This window comes from Streptomyces massasporeus (assembly GCF_014648995.1).
GTDB classification, from domain to species: Bacteria; Actinomycetota; Actinomycetes; order Streptomycetales; family Streptomycetaceae; genus Streptomyces; species Streptomyces massasporeus.
In genome coordinates this window covers 42503-59206 of sequence record NZ_BMSE01000034.1, presented here as the reverse complement: position 1 = coordinate 59206, position 16704 = coordinate 42503, and the positions used below count along the sequence as shown (strand labels likewise).

Annotated in this window: 16 protein-coding genes; 2 read left to right on the top strand and 14 right to left on the bottom strand. The window is 72.3% G+C overall.

Translation table 11 applies throughout. The features are described 5' to 3' along the window. Positions 1-84: 84 nt before the first annotated feature. The 8 genes from IE153_RS39965 to glnA all read right to left on the bottom strand — a co-directional run bounded on the left by IE153_RS39965 (position 85) and on the right by glnA (position 8348). Complete coding sequence (locus tag IE153_RS39965; protein WP_189594579.1) at positions 85-1272, bottom strand: winged helix DNA-binding domain-containing protein; 1188 nt, start codon at positions 1270-1272, stop codon at positions 85-87. Between the two features lie 85 nt (positions 1273-1357). After that, complete coding sequence (locus tag IE153_RS39960; RefSeq protein ID WP_189594578.1) at positions 1358-2980, bottom strand: alpha/beta fold hydrolase; 1623 nt, start codon at positions 2978-2980, stop codon at positions 1358-1360. Between the two features lie 40 nt (positions 2981-3020). Next, the gene (gene pspAB, locus IE153_RS39955; RefSeq protein ID WP_142164385.1) at positions 3021-3605 is read right to left on the bottom strand and encodes a PspA-associated protein PspAB; all 585 of its coding nucleotides are present in this window, start codon (positions 3603-3605) and stop codon (positions 3021-3023) included. A 7-nt stretch (positions 3606-3612) separates the two neighbouring features. Next, the gene (gene htpX, locus IE153_RS39950; RefSeq protein ID WP_189594577.1) at positions 3613-4530 is read right to left on the bottom strand and encodes a zinc metalloprotease HtpX; all 918 of its coding nucleotides are present in this window, start codon (positions 4528-4530) and stop codon (positions 3613-3615) included. 97 nt (positions 4531-4627) lie between these two features. Continuing rightward, positions 4628-4999, bottom strand: a complete 372-nt coding sequence (locus IE153_RS39945; protein WP_189594576.1) for a cupin domain-containing protein — start codon at positions 4997-4999, stop codon at positions 4628-4630. A gap of 11 nt (positions 5000-5010) precedes the next feature. Beyond that, on the bottom strand, positions 5011-6333 hold the full coding sequence (locus IE153_RS39940) for a HEAT repeat domain-containing protein (RefSeq protein ID WP_189594575.1): 1323 nt from the start codon (positions 6331-6333) through the stop codon (positions 5011-5013). A 227-nt stretch (positions 6334-6560) separates the two neighbouring features. Beyond that, positions 6561-6827, bottom strand: a complete 267-nt coding sequence (locus IE153_RS39935) for an SCO2583/SCO2584 N-terminal domain-containing protein (protein WP_189594574.1) — start codon at positions 6825-6827, stop codon at positions 6561-6563. A gap of 111 nt (positions 6828-6938) precedes the next feature. Next, on the bottom strand, positions 6939-8348 hold the full coding sequence (glnA, locus tag IE153_RS39930) for a type I glutamate--ammonia ligase (protein WP_031109919.1): 1410 nt from the start codon (positions 8346-8348) through the stop codon (positions 6939-6941). Between the two features lie 210 nt (positions 8349-8558). On the opposite strand from glnA, the gene IE153_RS39925 reads away from it, so the two are divergent. Then, positions 8559-9026: an RDD family protein gene (locus IE153_RS39925; RefSeq protein WP_189594573.1), complete on the top strand. Its 468-nt coding sequence runs from the start codon at positions 8559-8561 to the stop codon at positions 9024-9026. A gap of 88 nt (positions 9027-9114) precedes the next feature. Here the strand turns inward: IE153_RS39925 and IE153_RS39920 are convergent, their stop codons facing one another. The 4 genes from IE153_RS39920 to lipB form a co-directional block, all read right to left on the bottom strand. Next, the gene (locus tag IE153_RS39920; protein ID WP_031109922.1) at positions 9115-9816 is read right to left on the bottom strand and encodes a DUF4191 domain-containing protein; all 702 of its coding nucleotides are present in this window, start codon (positions 9814-9816) and stop codon (positions 9115-9117) included. A 76-nt stretch (positions 9817-9892) separates the two neighbouring features. Further along, positions 9893-10096, bottom strand: coding sequence for an SCO2195 family GlnR-regulated protein (locus tag IE153_RS39915; protein ID WP_031109923.1), 204 nt, complete (start codon positions 10094-10096; stop codon positions 9893-9895). A gap of 263 nt (positions 10097-10359) precedes the next feature. After that, complete coding sequence (gene lipA, locus IE153_RS39910; RefSeq protein ID WP_189594572.1) at positions 10360-11349, bottom strand: lipoyl synthase; 990 nt, start codon at positions 11347-11349, stop codon at positions 10360-10362. Positions 11350-11452: 103 nt separating this feature from the next. Beyond that, positions 11453-12277 (bottom strand): lipoyl(octanoyl) transferase LipB, encoded by an 825-nt coding sequence (lipB, locus tag IE153_RS39905; protein ID WP_185010367.1) that lies wholly within the window; start codon positions 12275-12277, stop codon positions 11453-11455. Between the two features lie 238 nt (positions 12278-12515). Here lipB and IE153_RS39900 point away from each other — a divergent pair, with 238 nt between their 5' ends. Further along, the gene (locus IE153_RS39900) at positions 12516-13994 is read left to right on the top strand and encodes an NsdA family TPR-like regulatory protein (protein ID WP_189594571.1); all 1479 of its coding nucleotides are present in this window, start codon (positions 12516-12518) and stop codon (positions 13992-13994) included. A gap of 91 nt (positions 13995-14085) precedes the next feature. Here IE153_RS39900 and IE153_RS39895 read toward each other — a convergent pair whose 3' ends face one another. Together IE153_RS39895 and IE153_RS39890 are read right to left on the bottom strand one after the other, a co-directional pair. Next, complete coding sequence (locus IE153_RS39895) at positions 14086-15492, bottom strand: NAD(P)/FAD-dependent oxidoreductase (RefSeq protein ID WP_189594570.1); 1407 nt, start codon at positions 15490-15492, stop codon at positions 14086-14088. 283 nt (positions 15493-15775) lie between these two features. Next, entirely contained in the window at positions 15776-16678 is a 903-nt protein-coding gene (locus IE153_RS39890) for a TIGR01777 family oxidoreductase (protein WP_189594569.1), read from the bottom strand. Positions 16679-16704 lie beyond the last annotated feature (26 nt).

Below are 16704 nucleotides of genomic sequence, written 5' to 3'. Positions count from 1 at the left end.
CATGACGACGCACCACGAACAGACCAACGACGCCACCACTTTGCGGACACGACCTAGGGGGCGTTTCCGTCAGCGCCCCGTTCTTCAGCCCGCCGCCAGTTCCTTCTCCAGCGGTGTCCGGAAGCGGGGCGTGATTCTCGTCGTGCCGAGCCATCCGGCGAGCCGCTCCGCCTCCGAGCCGATCGCCTCGCGGGCCTCCCGGCCGACGCCGTCCTCGTCGAGGATCCGCCAGGCGATCTCCCCGTCGGGCCGCCGGCCCCAGCCGCCGATCACCCGTCCGTTCCACCACACCGTCGGCCCGACGTTGCCGCTGCCGTCGAACAACCGGGGCCGCAGCCCGGGGGCGAGATACCAGTCGCGCTGCTGCCAGCCCATCGCCGTCGGGTCGAGGGCGGGCAGCAGCGCGGCCCAGGGCTCGTCGGGCGAGGACACCGGCCCCGCGTCGCCCTCGGCCACATACCCCGTACCCTCGTCCAGCGACACCGGCTCCGCCCCGATCGCGGCCAGGGCCCTGCGGACCTCCGTCACGCGCCACCCCGTCCACCACTTCAGGTCGGCCTCCGTCGCCGGGCCGCACGCGGTGAGCCACCGTCTCAGCAGCTCCGCCTGCGCCCCCGCCGTGTCCAGCTCGGCATGCTCGGGCGCGACAGCCCAGCGGAACTGGCTGGACGTCCAGGAGCCGAGCGGCCGGCCGCGCACGACCTTCCCCTCGACGCCCAGCACCCTCAGCAGCCGGGTCGAGACCGTGTGCGTCCCCTCGTAGCTCTTCCCGGCCGCGTACACGAACTGCTCCCGCAACCGCGGCTCGTCCTGGGCGAGTTCGGCTGCGGTCGCCTGCCCGCGCCGGGCGAGCGCCGCCAGCGTCGACTCCTCGACCTCCTTCAGCCAGGCCGCGTCCGGCGCACCCGCCGTCGCCATGTGCTTGAGCAGCGAGGACCTCTCCCGTGCGGCGACGGCCAGCCCCGTCGAGGCGTGCACGACGGCGGTCAGCCCGGTGGGGAACACGAACACCGTGTGCCGCATGCCGTGCATCCGCACCAGGGAACGGTCCTCGTACAGGGCCCGCCCCGTCTCCTCGACGGTCCCGGCGGGGTCGGCGAGCCGGGCACCCACCGCCAGATACACCGTCGCCGGGTCCGTGCCGTGCAGCGCGACCAGCGCGTCGGCGACCTCCTCGGGCGTCACCGACCGAGCCTGCCCCGCGAGCCGCTGGCGCAGTGCGAGCCGGGCCCGCCGCTCCGCCACGCCGATGTACCGCGCTCCGCCGCCCATGCCCGGCCTCCACTCGCCGCGTCCTCCGACCCTCCTGGCATCATCGCCGACGCCACTGACAGTCGCCCCTGACCGGGCTGCCGCCTCAGCCGTACCGCTCCAGCAGCCCCGTCACATACGCCTCCAGCCGCCCGCCCAGCACCTCCGGAGTCAGATCCGTCCGGCCCAGGTCCCGCCACGGCCCCGCCAGCTTCGCCGCGTCGGGGACGTAGGCCAGGGCGTCGAGCAGCCGCCAGTACAGATGCTCCGGGCCGTCGGCCAGGCGCCGCCCGCCCCGGGCCTCGTAGCGCTCCCGGAAACCGAGACCGCGCTCCGGGCCGTGCAGCAGCGCGAGTGCCGTGGAGCAGTGGGCGACATCCAGGTCGGCGGGCCCCCACGAGGTCTCCACCCAGTCGACGACGCCGCTGATCCTCAGCTCGCCCCCCGAACCCGTGAACAGGACGTTCCCGGGGTGGAAGTCCCGGTGCAGGAAGCAGCCGTCGTACGGCGGGGGATCGCGGCGGATGACGTCCACGGCCCGCTCCCACCCCGGGGGAACCGCCGCCGGCGACGTCCACGCCTGGTACGTCCGCGGACGCTCCCGGGGCACGACCCGGTGGATCGAGGCCAGTTGGGCCGCCAGCAGGTCCACCCGCGCGTCGAGTTCCTCCTCGTCGACCCGGACCCGCCCCGGCAGCACGGACATCAGCAGGGACGGATGGTCGCAGTGCTCCCCGGTCGCGTCCACGCCGATCAGCTCGGCGGCCGGCACGCCCTCTCGCCCCGCCAGCAGCGTGAGCATCTCCGCCTCGCGGGCCAGCAGTCCGGGCGCGTGCCGCCGGAAGAAGGGCTTCACGAACGTCCGCAGCGCCAGCTCGGTGCCGTCGTCGAGTGCGAGCCGCCGCATCTGGGCGCTCCAGCCCCCGGCCAGAAAGGACGAGGTGGCGACCGTACGGCCCTCCGGGAGCTGCTTGGCCACCCACGCGCGGGTCGCCGACCAGCCCTGCTCGCCGAGCCCGGTCAGCACGGCGGTGACGAACTCCCGCCGGTCGTCGGGGTGATCGCCGAACCAGAGGCCCAACCGGTGTTCGGCGCCCGGGAGTTCCCGGTGCGTGAACTGTGCGCGCCGGGCCAGCGCCTCGGAGAGGGCCTCCGTCACGGCGGGCGGGATGACCTCGTCCGTGTCCGGCACCGCGAGCACCGCCCGGCCCTCGAACGCCCGCAGGACGTCGAGCGCGGGCGTCGCACGCCAGCTCCCGGGCCTGCGGATGATCTCGCTGAACCGCCCGTCGCCCGAGCCGAACGGCACGTCCCACGCCTCGCCCGCGTACACCGCCGGCGCGCACAGCCCCAGGGCCGCCACCCGCTCCCCGTAGTGCCGTACGAGATCCGCCACCGTCTGGCCGCTCATGCTGAACCCGACCAGGACCAGCGGCCCGTCCACCTGCGCGCGTGCGTCGATGACGGAGACGGCCTGCTCGAAGCGGCGCCGCAGGCTCAGCTCCCGCAGCAGGCCGGTGCTCTCCCCGTGCCCCGAGAAGTCGAAGGCGAGGGCGTGACAGCCGTGGGCCGCGAACTCCGCCAGCAGCGGCACCAGCCGCTCCTTGCTGCCGTTGCCCGCGCCGTGCAGCAGTACGACCGTCGCCCGGGCCTGCTCGGCCCCGCCACAGGACAGCCCGCTGAGCCGTTCGCCGTCGAGGACGTGGGTGAAGGGGATCAGCTCACTCATACGGCCATTCACTCACGCGGCCCCCGACCCCGGGGGGCGTTCACAACCCCGGCGCTCCCCACACCGGGAACCAGCGGCTCAGGTCCTGCTCGATGCGCAGGTCGCCCGAGAGCGCGGCCCGCACCTGGAGTTCGAGAGCGTTGTCGCGCCGCTGTGTGCCGTCCGGCAGGGGGGCGAACGGGTAGAACGTGCCGCGTTTGTAGAGGTAGACCAGGGCGAGCCGCCGACCGGAGGGATCCTCGAACCCGGCGAGCGAACACAGCAGTTGGGGGCCGAACCCGTTCACTTCCATCTGGCTGTTCACGGCGTGCAGGTCGTTCACGAGCGCGGAGAGCTGGTCGGGGGCACGGCGGGAGACCAGCCAGGAGTAGCCGTAGTCGTCCTGGCGCAGCTCCACCGGCGGGCCGTCGCGGTCGGTGTCGGCGTCCAGCAGGGCCTGCACCTCGCGGTGGGACTGCTCGAAGGCCGCGCCCTCGACCGTGGCGAAGCACACCGCGCCCTGCCCCGTCGGGGTGAAGCCCGCGGCGGCCTCCAGGGTCACGGCCGCCGAGGGCAGCGCGAAGAGCCGGTCGAGATCCGCCACGACCGGTTTGGTCCGGCCGAGCAGGATGTCCAGCAGCCCCATGCGCCGATCACACTCCTCCGGGTGCCGCCGCCTCGCCCAGTTCGGCGGAGATGCGGCCCAGCTGGTCGAGCCGCTGCTCCAGGCTCGGGTGGGTCGAGAAGAGGCGTGCGATGCCGGGCTCGCGGCCCAGCGCGGGCGTGAAGTAGAAGGCGTTGAAGGCCTGGGCCGTGCGCAGGTCCTTGGTCGGGATGCGGGCGATGTCGCCGGAGACCTTGGTGAGCGCGGAGGCCAGCGCCGAGGGCCGGCCGGTGAGCTGCGCGGCCGCCCGGTCGGCGGCCAGTTCCCGGTACCGGGACAGGGCCCGGATCAGCAGGAAGCTGATCGCGTACACGGTCGCGGCGACACCCATCACCGCGGCGAACACGGCAGCCGTGTTCTGGTCCCTCCTGGCCCCGCCGAACAGCTGGGAGTAGAAGGCGAACCTCACGATCAGACCCGCGATCACCCCGAGGAACGACGCGACGGTGATCACGGCGACGTCCTTGTGCGCCACGTGCGACAGCTCGTGCGCGAGCACGCCCTCCAGTTCGGCGGGCTCCAGCCGCCGCAGCAGCCCGGTCGTCACACAGACCACCGCGTGGTCCGGGTTCCGCCCGGTCGCGAACGCGTTCGGCATGTCCATACCGGACACCGCCACCACCGGCTTGGGCATGTCGGCCAGGGCGCACAGCCGGTCGATCACCGCGTGCAGCTCGGGATACTCCTCCCGCTCCACGACCCGTCCGCGCATGGCGTACAGCGCGATCCGGTCGGAGAACCAGTACTGCGCGCCGAGCAGTGCCGCCGCGATCACCACGACCAGCACCCACGACTTCAGCAGCACGATCAACGCGGCGACGAACCCCACGTACAACAACCCGAGCAGGAACAGCGTGATCCCCATACGGGTGGTCAACCGCCGGTCGCTCCGGAAGCGGCTGTGCATCTGCATCACCCCGCAGTCACGCACTCGTCCCACAGCCAGTGTGCACCCGGGACCTCCCATGAACGGGTCGCGATCGGCCCCAGGACCGGCAAAGCCGTCAGCCGTCCCGGCCCACCGCGTAGCCCGGCACGGACGGCCACCGCACCGTCAGCACGACCGACTCCTCCTCCGCGACCCACGAGTGATCGACCCCGCGCCCCCACACGACATAGTCGCCCTGCCGCTCCAGCAGCACGCTGCGCCCCGGCAGTTCGACCCGGAAGCGCCCGCTGACGAGCACCAGCAGCGCGGTCCGTTCCTCACCCCGCACCCACTCGGCCCGCTCGTCCCCCGGGGGATGCACCCCCCACTTGATCTCCACGGCCTCGCTGTGCCGCGGATCCCCGGCGTCCTTGAAATGCCCGAGGATCCACCCCCGGTCCAGGGCGGCGTCCGCACCGGCGTTGCCCACGTACACGCTGTCGTCCACGGGGCCGGACGCTAGCAGCCGCGCCCCGGACCGTCGGGCAGCCGTACGATGCGGCCCCGCGCCTCGGTCAATCGGTGCGCGGCGATCCGGATATGCCGGGGCCGCTCCGACCCGAGGCGCTCCGTCAGCCACGCCTCCGGCAACAGCGCCGCGGACGGCAACAGGGCAGCCGTGGCCTCGCGCACGACGCCGGGCGCGGGGTCGTCGATCAAGGACCGCAGTTCCTCCACGACCGTCACGTCCAACGCGCGCAGGCCTGCCACCGCCCCGGCCCGTACCGCAGGCACGCGGTGAGTGAGCAGCGGCCGCAGCAATGCGGCGTCCCTGCGCTCCCCGCACTCCGCCAGGCCGATGGCCGCGCCGGGCGGTAGTGCCGGATCATCGGCCTGTGCACATCGCCGCCGGTACCAGGACAGGGGGTCGCTCCCGTGCTGCCGCACGACATACCGCGCGCAGGCCCGCACCAGGGCCGACCGGTCGGCCAGGAACTCCAGGGCCCGCTCGGGACGCCCGGCCCGTCGCAGGGCCGTGACGCCGGCGGACCGGGCGCGCGTGTTGCGGGCAGTGAGCAGTGGTTCGAGTACCTCGTCGAGGCCACCGTCCTCGCGCACGGCGGCCAGGGCCGCCTCGGCGCACAGGCTTTGCACGACGACGTCGTCGTCCCAGGCGGCGGTGCGGGCGAACCGGCCGGGGGAGAGCAGCGACTCCTCGGCGGCCAGCCGGTACGCGAACCGCCGTACGGTGCGGTCGGGGTGGACGAACAAGGTGGCCGGCGCTCCGTGCGGTGCCCGGCGGAGCATCGCCCCGAGCAGTTCCACGCCGTACGCTCCCCGCTCGCGCCGGCCGATGCGCAGGATCAGGGGGGCGAGGGCGATGCCGGTGCGCACGTCGAGACCTGCCCGCAGCAGCTCCCGGGCCTTGTCACGTACCGGTGCTGCCCAGTCCGCGGCGCGGATGACGACCAGGGGCAGCAGGGCGGGGCGGGCCGCGACCCGGGCCAGGGCCGCTTCGCGGATGTGGCCGTCCGGGTGGCACAGCGCCACGGCGAGCCGGGGCTCGATCGAGGGCCCGTGAGCGGGATCCGGCCGCCGTCGGGACGACCGGAACATCCAGCGCCCGGTCCCGGACCGGCCCGGCGGCCCGGTCGCCCCGTCCAGCGCCTCCACCCATGCCTTGTCCGGCAGATCCTCGATCCCGTACCCGCCCCAGGCCCGCACGCCTGCGTCCAGTCCCGTCCAGGCAGCCGGATCGTCGACGTCGAGCACCTCGTCGAGCCGCGTCCCCCGGGCCAGCCGCGCTGCGGCCGCCTCGCCGCCCCGGATGTCCTCGTTCACGCCCGTCCCCCGTTCGACCTGCTGTTTCGGGGGATCGTACGACGCAGGGACGGTGACCGGCGCGCGGATTTGTCACCGGCTGCTAAAGGGCGTTGCAGAACGGGACGGGCGCTAACTTCGCGCCATGATCCGAGTCCTCGCGGGCGTCATTTTGCCCGACTTCGAGGGGGCTCGTGACGCTGACTGTGAGGTGCTCCGCGATCTCCAAGCCCGTTCTGCAACACCCTTTAGTACGGCGCCCTGAAGTTGATGTACCCCAGCAGCACGATCACCGCCGCCACGCAGCCCAGCACCACGGCCGTCGAGATCCAGGAGGAGCGGCGGCGGGAGCCGACGTGCTCCGGGTCGGCGCGGAAGGGCACGGGCCCGGGCGGGTTGTGCTTCCAGCGCGCGGCGAGCATACGGGCCCGGGCCGAGGGCTCCTTGTGCTCGGCTCCGTCCGCCCATCTGAGGTCGAACTCGCGCTCCTGGTCGTCCTGTTCGTGCTCGGGCATTCCCGCTCCACCCCCGTGTGGTCCTTTCTCCGAGAATAGAACAAACGCCCGCGCCCCCGCCGTCGGAAACGACAGCGGGGGCGCGGGCGTGATGCCTCGGTCAGGCGTCGATCACACGTCGAAGTACAGCTCGAACTCGTGCGGGTGCGGACGCAGCTGCAGCGGCGCGATCTCGTTCGCGCGCTTGTAGTCGATCCACGTCTCGATCAGGTCCGGGGTGAACACGTCGCCCTGGAGCAGGAACTCGTGGTCGGCCTCCAGACGGTCGAGGACGGCCGGGAGGGAGGTCGGCACCTGCGCGACGCTCGCGTGCTCCTCGGGAGCCAGCTCGTAGAGGTCCTTGTCGATCGGCTCGGCCGGCTCGATCTTGTTCTTGATGCCGTCGAGGCCCGCGAGGAGGAGGGCCGAGAAGGCGAGGTACGGGTTGCCGGAGGAGTCGGGCGCGCGGAACTCGACGCGCTTGGCCTTCGGGTTGGAGCCCGTGATCGGGATACGCATGGCCGCGGAGCGGTTGCGCTGCGAGTACACCAGGTTGATCGGCGCCTCGAAGCCCGGGACCAGACGGTGGTAGGAGTTCACCGTCGGGTTGGTGAAGGCCAGCAGCGACGGGGCGTGCTTGAGGATGCCGCCGATGTAGTAGCGGGCGGTGTCCGACAGGCCCGCGTAGCCGGCCTCGTCGTAGAACAGCGGCTGGCCGCCGGTCCACAGCGACTGGTGCACGTGCATGCCCGAGCCGTTGTCACCGAAGATCGGCTTCGGCATGAAGGTCGCGGTCTTGCCGTTCTGCCAGGCCACGTTCTTCACGATGTACTTGAAGAGCTGGAGGTCGTCGGCCGCGGCGAGCAGCGTGTTGAACTTGTAGTTGATCTCCGCCTGGCCGGCGGTGCCCACCTCGTGGTGCTGGCGCTCGACCTGGAGGCCGGAGGCGGCCAGCTGGAGGGAGATCTCGGCACGCAGGTCGGCGAAGTGGTCGACCGGCGGGGTCGGGAAGTAGCCGCCCTTGTAGCGAACCTTGTAACCACGGTTGTTCTCGACCGCACCGGTGTTCCAGGCGCCGGCCTCGGAGTCGATGTGGTAGAAGCTCTCGTTCGCGCTGGTCGCGAAGCGGACGGAGTCGAAGACGTAGAACTCGGCCTCGGGGCCGAAGTACGCGGTGTCCGCGATACCGGTCGACGCGAGGTAGGCCTCGGCCTTCTTCGCCACGTTGCGCGGGTCACGGGAGTACTGCTCACCCGTGATCGGGTCGTGGATGAAGAAGTTGATGTTGACCGTCTTGTCGCGGCGGAACGGGTCGACCCGGGCGGTCGACAGGTCCGCGCGGAGCGCCATGTCGGACTCGTGGATGGCCTGGAAGCCGCGGATCGAGGAGCCGTCGAAGGCGAGCTCCTCGGCCGGGTCGAAGGCCTCGGCGGGGATCGTGAAGTGCTGCATCACGCCCGGCAGGTCGCAGAAGCGGACGTCGATGAACTTGACGTCCTCGTCCGCGATGAACTTCTTGGCCTCGTCGGCGTTCTGGAACATCCAGCTCCTCCTACTCCCGACCGTCCCGCCGGGGTGGTAGTTCGTTCGTGCGGCCAGTGCGGGTGGCACACGCTGACCTCGACCCTAGGGACGGGTGGTTTCTCGGGCGTGACTCGTTTGTTTCGCACAAGTTAACCGGCTCACCCTCCACCGTAGCCCGGACACACCCCTCCGTGCCCTGGTCATTTATGGGCGCAGTACCGTGGACGGGTGGACAACAGGCAAGCACTCGGATCGTGGCTCTCCGGGCCCCGCGCGGCCGCGGAAGAGGCCGGTGTCGACTTCGGATACCGGGGCGAGCAGCTCGGTCTGCCCGAGGAGGGACCCGGCTCGATCGCCCGCCCGGGCCGCCGGATCGGTGCCCTCGCCGTCGACTGGGGCCTGTGTCTCCTGATCGCATACGGTCTCATCACGCAGAGCTACAACGAGGCCGCCCAGATCTGGGCGCCCCTCATCATGTTCGCGCTGATGGTCCTCACGGTCGGTACGGTCGGCTTCACCCCGGGCAAGCGCCTGTTCGGCCTGCGGGTGCTCGCCCTGGACACCGGCCGGGTCAGCCCCTGGCGCGCCGCGCTGCGCACGGTCCTGCTCTTCCTCGCGATCCCCGCGCTGATCTGGGACCGTGACGGCCGCGGCCTGCACGACCGGCTGGCGGGCACGGTCGAGGTCCGCATCTGACCTGCGCCGCGCAGGAAGATCCGGCATGAACGACGAGGGGCGCCCGGTGTGATCCGGGCGCCCCTCGTTCATGTCGGTGTGCGGAGTGTCAGCGAGCCTTCGGCCCGCCCTTCGGCAGCCGCATGCCCTTCGGCATCGGCCCCTTCGGCAGCGGCATGTTGCTCATCAGGTCACCGAGGGCGCGCAGCCGGTCGTTGGTGGCCGTGACCTGCGGGCCGGTCAGTACGCGCGGGAGCTTGAGCATGGTCGTCCGGAGCTTCTTCAGCTCGACCTGGCCCTCGCCCGTGCCCACGACCAGGTCGTGCACCGGGACGTCCGCGACGATGCGGTTCATCTTCCGCTTCTCGGCGGCCAGCAGGGTCTTCACCCGGTTCGGGTTGCCCTCGGCGACCAGCACGATGCCGGCCTTGCCGACCGCGCGGTGCACCACGTCCTGGTTGCGGTTCATCGCCACCGCGGGGGTCGTCGTCCAGCCCCGGCCGATGTTGTCGAGCACCGCCGCCGCGGCGCCGGGCTGTCCCTCCATCTGCCCGAAGGCGGCCCGCTCGGCCCGGCGCCCGAACACGATCGCCGACGCGAGGAAGGCGAGCAGGAGGCCCAGGATGCCGAGATAGATGGGGTGACCGATCAAGAAACCGATCGCGAGGAAGACACCGAAGGTGACGATTCCGACTGCCGCGAGTACAAGACCGATCTTCTTGTCGGCCTTGCGGGTCATCTTGTAGGTCAGAGCGATCTGCTTCAGTCGCCCGGGGTTCGCAGCGTCCGCTGCAGGTTCCTTCCTCGCCATGCCACGAAGTCTACGTGGCCCCACAAGCGCCGACGACGGCAGTGCCCGCGGGGGCCCCTGGGGGGAGGGCCGGGAGTCAGGGGCGGACGGACAGGGACTGCTCGATGACGCGCTGCGTCTCGACCCGGTCCTTGGCGCGACGGCGGTCCTCCAGCACGGAGGTCCAGGCGTTGCGGCGGGCGGTGCGCTGACCGCTGCTCATCAGCAGCGACTCGACGGCGCGCAGTGCGGTCGAGAAGGACGGAATCGCGGTGGCGCGGACGGGCGGCGCGGCCTGCATGGGTGAGGTCCCCCCTCGGGTGACGGGTGTACGTGCTGTGAGTTCAGCGTCACTGATTGGTGTTACCAGGGCGTGACCGGCCGGTCAAACACCCATGAAGCCCTGGCGGGGAGTGGTGGAACGCCGACGCGGTCCTGACATGTGCCCTCATCTGCGAGGACGGTCAGGACCGCGTCAAATCGGTCGCTACCGGCGGGTAGTCTCTTGTGCGCGAGTTCACACGCTTGTCCCGCCCCTTGAGGGGCAGGGGTGGTGACGGTCCGTCAGACGGCCTGCGCCGCGATGTGGCCGTCTCCCTGCCGCGGAGCGGCCGAATGACGCTGCTCCATGGCCATCTGGTAGAGCCGTCCGGCGCGGTACGAGGAGCGCACCAGCGGTCCGGACATCACGCCGGAGAAGCCGATCTGCTCGGCCTCCTCCTTCAGCTCCACGAACTCGTGGGGCTTGACCCAGCGCTCCACCGGGTGGTGGCGCACGGAGGGCCGCAGGTACTGCGTGATGGTGACCAGCTCGCAGCCCGCGTCGTGCAGCTGCTTCAGCGCCTCGCTGACCTCCTCGCGGGTCTCGCCCATGCCGAGGATGAGGTTCGACTTGGTCACCAGGCCGTAGTCGCGCGCCTCGGTGATCACCTTCAGGGAGCGCTCGTAGCGGAAGCCGGGGCGGATGCGCTTGAAGATCCGCGGGACCGTCTCGACGTTGTGCGCGAAGACCTCGGGCCGGGAGGAGAAGACCTCCGCCAGCTGCTCGGGGACCGCGTTGAAGTCGGGGGCCAGCAGCTCGACCTTGGTGCGGCCGGCCTCGCGGCCCGCGGTCTGCTGGTGGATCTGGCGCACGGTCTCGGCGTACAGCCAGGCGCCGCCGTCCTCCAGGTCGTCGCGGGCGACGCCGGTGATCGTGGCGTAGTTCAGGTCCATCGTGACCACGGACTCGCCGACGCGGCGGGGCTCGTCGCGGTCGAGCGCCTCGGGCTTGCCGGTGTCGATCTGGCAGAAGTCGCAGCGCCGGGTGCACTGGTCGCCACCGATGAGGAACGTGGCCTCCCGGTCCTCCCAGCACTCGTAGATGTTGGGGCAGCCGGCTTCCTGGCAGACCGTGTGCAGGCCCTCGCTCTTCACGAGCTTCTGCATCGCGGTGTACTCGGGACCCATTTTCGCCCGGGTCTTGATCCACTCGGGCTTGCGCTCGATGGGGGTCTGGCTGTTGCGGACCTCCAGGCGCAGCATCTTGCGTCCGTCGGGTGCGACTGCGGACACGACCGGCTCCCTAGCGATTGATTCTTCGGCGTCCTCAAGGGTACGCCCGTTGATTTGAAAGCCTGTGCGGGTGGCTACCCCTCCAGCTCCGCCACGGGCCGTTTTATGCCGCCGGCGTCTTCTCGATCTCCCGGGGCTTCAGGTCCGCGTTCTCCAGGACCTCGCGCAGATGGCGCTCCACGACCGGCAGGACCTCCTCGATCGTGACGTCCCGGCCGAGCTCGCCGGCCAGCGAGGCGACGCCCGCGTCACGGATGCCGCACGGGATGATCCGGTCGAACCACTTGTTGTCGGGGTTCACGTTGAGTGCGAAGCCGTGCATCGTGACGCCCTTGGCCACGCGGATGCCGATCGCGGCGATCTTGCGGTCCTCCCGGCGCTGCCCCGCGTTGGACGGCGCGTACTCCGGGCCGTTCATGCGCGGGTCGAACTCCTCGTCGTGCAGCCGGGGGTCGAAGTCCAGCGACAGCCCTCCCCCAGCCTCCGGCCGGGGGGACCCCCAGGCGGGGCGCTGCTCGACCGGGTCGCCCAGGATCCACACGCCGCTGCGGCCCTCGACCCGGCTCGTCTCCAGGCCGAACTCCGCGCAGGCGCGGATCAGGGCCTCCTCGAGGCGGCGCACGTGCGCCACGACGTCCACCGGGCGCGGGAGCTTCTGGATGGGGTAGCCCACCAGCTGGCCGGGGCCGTGCCAGGTGATCTTGCCGCCGCGGTCCACGTCGATGACGGGCGTGCCGTCGAGGGGGCGCTCGTTGTCCGCCGTGCGCCGTCCGGCCGTGTAGACCGGGGGATGCTCCAGGAGCAGTACGGTGTCGGAGATCTCGTCGGCGAAGCGCGCCGCGTGCACGCGGCGCTGCTCGTCCCACGCCTCCTGGTACTCGACGGCCTCGTCACCGAACCCCATGCGGACGAACCGCAACTCACTCACGGCAAGCGCCTCCCTCGAACGCGTGTGTCAGGCACGTAACGCGCCCAAGCCACTGTACGTCCGGCCCGGACTCGTCAGTCCCGGGGCCAATCCTCACACGATCGGATGAATGTCCGTGAAAATGTGTGATGGGGTGCTTACTCTCCGCTACATTCGCGCCGTCCAGCAAGCCAAAAGGCCTGCTCACAGGCAATCCGGCACGTCACCCACACCGGAAGGCAGGAGACCGCACCGCACCATGACGGAACGACCCGCGCAGCGCACCCCCAACCGACAGCTCGCCGCGCTCATCGCAGAAGCGGGGTTCTCCAACGCGGGACTCGCCCGTCGCGTGGACCAGCTCGGTCTCGAACACGGGCTCGACCTGAGATACGACAAGACATCCGTCACCCGGTGGCTGCGCGGTCAGCAGCCCAGGGGCACCACGCCCGCCCTGATCGCCGAGGTCTTCACCCGGCGCCTGGGCCGCCGCCTCACCGCCCAGGACCTCGGCCTGGACGCCTGCGCCCCCGTCTACGCGGGGCTGGAGTTCGCCGCCACCCCCGAGGAGGCCGTCGACATCGTCAGCGGGCTGTGGCGCAAGGACTCCGGCAGCCACGCGGAGCTCCGCAAGATCGCCTTCACCCCCGCCGGGCTCGTCGTGCCCAGCCGGGACTGGCTGATCGGCCGGGCCGACGAGAAGGTCGCCCGGGGCGAGCCGGCCCCCGCCCGCGTTCCGACCCAGGGCCGCCCCGCCCTGCGCCCCACGGCCACGGCCGAGCAGGGCGTGCCGTCCCTGCCCCGCCAGCGCGGTCAGGCCGAGCGCGGGCCCGGCCAGAAGGTCACCGCCGGCGACATCGCCGCCCTGCGCTCGGTCGGTGAGCTGTTCCGCACCCTCGACGACGCCTACGGCGGCGGCCACGCCCGTCAGGCCCTCGTGCGCTACCTGGAGCACGAGTGCGAGCCCATGCTGCGCGGCACCTACGGCGAGCAGACCGGCCGTCGGCTGTTCGCGGCCGCCGCCGACCTGACCCGGCTCGCGGGCTGGACGTCGTACGACATCGCCGCGCACGGACTCGCCCAGCGCTACTTCGTGCAGGCCCTGCGGCTCGCCCAGGCGGCCGGAGACCGCACGTACGGGGCCTATGTGCTGGTCACCATGAGCCGCCAGGCCGTCTACCTCGGGCACGGGCGGGAGGCCGTCCAGCTCGCCCGGGTGGCCCAGCAGGGCGTCGGCACCTCCGGGCCGCCCGTCGTCCAGGCCCTGCTGCACGCCTCCGAGGCGCGCGGGCACGGGGTGCTCGGCGAGGTCAGGGCCTGCACCGCCGCCCTGGTCCGCGCCGAACGCGCCCTGGAGACGGCCCGGCCCGGCGACGACGTCCCGCACTGGGCGAAGTTCTTCGACGAGGCCCAGCTCGCCGACGAGTTCGGCCACTGTCACCGCGACCTGCAGCAGTTCCGCGCCGCCGCCCAGCACGCGGAACGCTCACTCCAGCTGCGGGCCCCCTCCTTCGCCCGCAGCCGGCTCTTCTGCCGGGTGGTCCTCGCCACCGCCCGCCTGGGCCTCGGCGAACTCGACCAGGCCTGCCAGCTCGCCGCGGAGGCGGCGGGCCAGGCCGCGGAGATGCGCTCGGTGAGGGCGGTGGAGTACGTGAGGGACTTCGAGCGACGCCTGGAGCCGTACAAGGACGCGGCGCCGGTGCGTACTTACCGCGACAAGGTAGCGGCTTTGGGGTGAGGGCCTGCTGTCGGGGGCGCGGGGCTGTGCCGGTGTGCGGCTCCGCCGCGGGTGCGCGACCAGAACCGCGCACCCGCACCCGGCGAGCCGCCTACGCAGCCCGCGGCACGGTCGGCAGTGGATCGGCAACGTGCATCGACCGCCCCGCCCCCAGGTCCGCCAAGATCGCCGCCGACGCCCGATGCCCGGAGTGCAGAGCGCCCTGGACCGTACTGGTGTCCCGGTGATCCCCGCACACATACAGCCCGGCGATCAACCGCACCGGCCGCCGCAGATCATGCGGCGGCCGCATCGCCGGCACCGCATCCACCGTCTGGTGCACGGCCAGCGTCTCCCACCGGGCCGTCGGCACCCCGTACAACCGCGCCACATGCATCCGCACCGCCGTGTCGACATCACCCGGCGGCCGCCCCAGCACCGTGGAGGAGACCAACGCCCGCCCGGCCGGCGCCCGGGACGGATCGACGTCACTGACCACCGCCGTGTGCGAGACCGGCCCGCCGAGATCCGCGTCGAGCAGCAACGACGCCCCCGTCGCCGGAGGTTCGTCCGTGGTGTGGTGCACCACCGTCACCGGGTGGAACTCCGGTACCCGCAACCCGGGCAGCAGCTCGGCGGCGGCGCGCGCACCCGTCGCCACCAGGACCGCCCGGCACCGGATCTCACCGTGCTCCGCGGTCGTCACCGACGTCGTCGAGACGGAGGTGACGCGCACGCCGGTGTGGACCGTGCCCGGTGGAAGGGTGCGCGCCAGCAGCTCCGGCAGGGCCTCGGCGCCGCCCTCCGGCAGACACAGCCGGCCCCGGGCGAAGGCGCGCAGCGCGAGGTCCGCGCACCGGCTGGACGTCGTCAGACCCGGGTCGCACAGCAGCGCGGCGAGCAGCGGACGCAGGAAGCCGTCGATCGTACGGGCGGGCAGCCCGCGGGCCGCCAGGGCCTGGCCGGCGGGCAACTCCGGTCGGGCCAAAAGGCGTTCGGCCGGTGTGCCCGCCAGCCGGGTCAGGGCGGCGCCCAGCCGGGCCTGGTCGACGGCCGTGCCGAGCGGGGCGCCGGACCGGCTCCGGGGGACGGAGACCTGCCGGCCGGGCACGGCCACCGGCCTCCTCAACGGCCTGGGCGCGGACGGCGGGCGGGGAGCGCTCGCCAGCGCGCGTACCGCGTGCAGTGCGCCCCGTGCGCCCCCTGCGCCCGGTTGGACGCCCGCGCGGTGGTGGCGTCCGTCGCCGTGCAGCAGGACACCGGGTGCGAAGGGCCGCAGCACCAGGCCGTCGAGACCGGGTGTCTGCCGTAGTTCGGGATACGCCGTGGACAGCAACTGGCCGATCCTGTCGAGCCGGAAGCCGTCGACCTTCTCCGTCGCCATGCGGCCGCCGACCCCGTGGGCGGCCTCCAGGACCATGGTCGTCACTCCTGCGCTGGTCAGCCGGTGCGCGGCCGAGAGTCCGGCGACCCCGGCCCCCACGACGACCACGTCCGCCTGGTACGCGGGCTCAAGCACGTGCCCCTCCTCGAGGTTGCGCGGGCGCTGGAGACGTCATGCCCTCAACAGGCCGCAGGGATACGCGAGTTCTGGTCGAGGGTAGGACCGTGATCGGTCAGGGGGAGTCGCGCATCGGCAGGGCACGGTCGCACAGCGGTCGCATACGGACAGCTGGTGGGCATGAAGTGGTCGCAGGGGGCTGGTGTGCGCCCAGGGGAGCTGTCTCGGAACGGCCGGTCGGATCCCGGACAGGCGGCCGGTGTGCACCGCCCGGCCGGGTTCCGGCGGGGCTGGGAGGCCGTCACAGGGCCGCGCGGATCGCCCCCTCGATCTCCGGGAAGGCGAAGCGGAAGCCCGACTCCAGCAGGCGCGTCGGCAGCACCCGGGCGCTGCCGAGGACGTCCCCGGCCATCTCGCCGAGCACGGTGCGCAGGACGCTCGCGGGCACCGGGAACAGCGTCGGGCGGTGCAGCACGCGGCCCATCGCCGACGTGATCTCACGGTTCGTCACGGGGTGCGGGGCGGTGATGTTGAACGGCCCGGACAGGCCGTCGGTGTCGATCAGATGCCGGATCGCGGCGACCTCGTCGTGCAGCGCGACGAACGACCAGTACTGCCGCCCGTCGCCCATCCGCCCGCCGGCCCCCGCCCGGAACAGCGGGAACAGCCGCCCCCAGGCGCCGCCCTCGCGGGAGACGACCAGCCCGGTCCGGGTGAACACCGTGCGGACCCCGGCCTCCCGGGCCGGTGCGGTGGCCCCCTCCCACTCCACGCACAGCGAGGGAAGGAAGCCCTCTCCCGCGGGCGCGCTCTCGTCGACCGTCCGTTCGCCGGTCTCGCCGTAGTAGCCGATGGCGCTGCCGTTGACGAAGACCCTCGGGCGGTCCTTCGCGTCCAGCGAGGCGACCGCTTCGGCGAGGGCGGCCGTGCCGTTCACGCGGCTGTCGCGGATCCGCCGCTTGTAGGCGTCCGTCCAGCGCCGGTCGCCGACGCCGGCCCCCGCCACGTTGACCACGGCATGGCAGCCGGCGAGCCCGGCCGCGTCCACCCGCCCGCCCTCTGGGTCCCAGCGGATCTCCCCGGCCGCCCGGGGCGTGCCGCGCACCAGGCGGTGCACCTCGTGTCCGTCGGCGGTAAGGGACCGCACCAGGGCGCTGCCGATGAGACCGGAGGCACCCGCCACCGCAATCCTTGAATGTTCCATGAATCCATCCTGCCGGGTGGCCCCGT

Coding starts and splice junctions, on each gene's coding strand:
- IE153_RS39920 (WP_031109922.1), bottom strand. CDS start 9,816: ATGGCGAGGAAGGAACCTGCAGCGGACGCTGCGAACCCCGGGCGACTG.
- IE153_RS39915 (WP_031109923.1), bottom strand. CDS start 10,096: ATGCAGGCCGCGCCGCCCGTCCGCGCCACCGCGATTCCGTCCTTCTCG.
- htpX (WP_189594577.1), bottom strand. CDS start 4,530: ATGCACAGCCGCTTCCGGAGCGACCGGCGGTTGACCACCCGTATGGGG.
- IE153_RS39960 (WP_189594578.1), bottom strand. CDS start 2,980: ATGAGTGAGCTGATCCCCTTCACCCACGTCCTCGACGGCGAACGGCTC.
- IE153_RS39900 (WP_189594571.1), top strand. CDS start 12,516: ATGACGGAACGACCCGCGCAGCGCACCCCCAACCGACAGCTCGCCGCG.
- glnA (WP_031109919.1), bottom strand. CDS start 8,348: ATGTTCCAGAACGCCGACGAGGCCAAGAAGTTCATCGCGGACGAGGAC.
- IE153_RS39965 (WP_189594579.1), bottom strand. CDS start 1,272: ATGGGCGGCGGAGCGCGGTACATCGGCGTGGCGGAGCGGCGGGCCCGG.
- IE153_RS39935 (WP_189594574.1), bottom strand. CDS start 6,827: ATGCCCGAGCACGAACAGGACGACCAGGAGCGCGAGTTCGACCTCAGA.
- pspAB (WP_142164385.1), bottom strand. CDS start 3,605: ATGGGGCTGCTGGACATCCTGCTCGGCCGGACCAAACCGGTCGTGGCG.
- IE153_RS39890 (WP_189594569.1), bottom strand. CDS start 16,678: ATGGAACATTCAAGGATTGCGGTGGCGGGTGCCTCCGGTCTCATCGGC.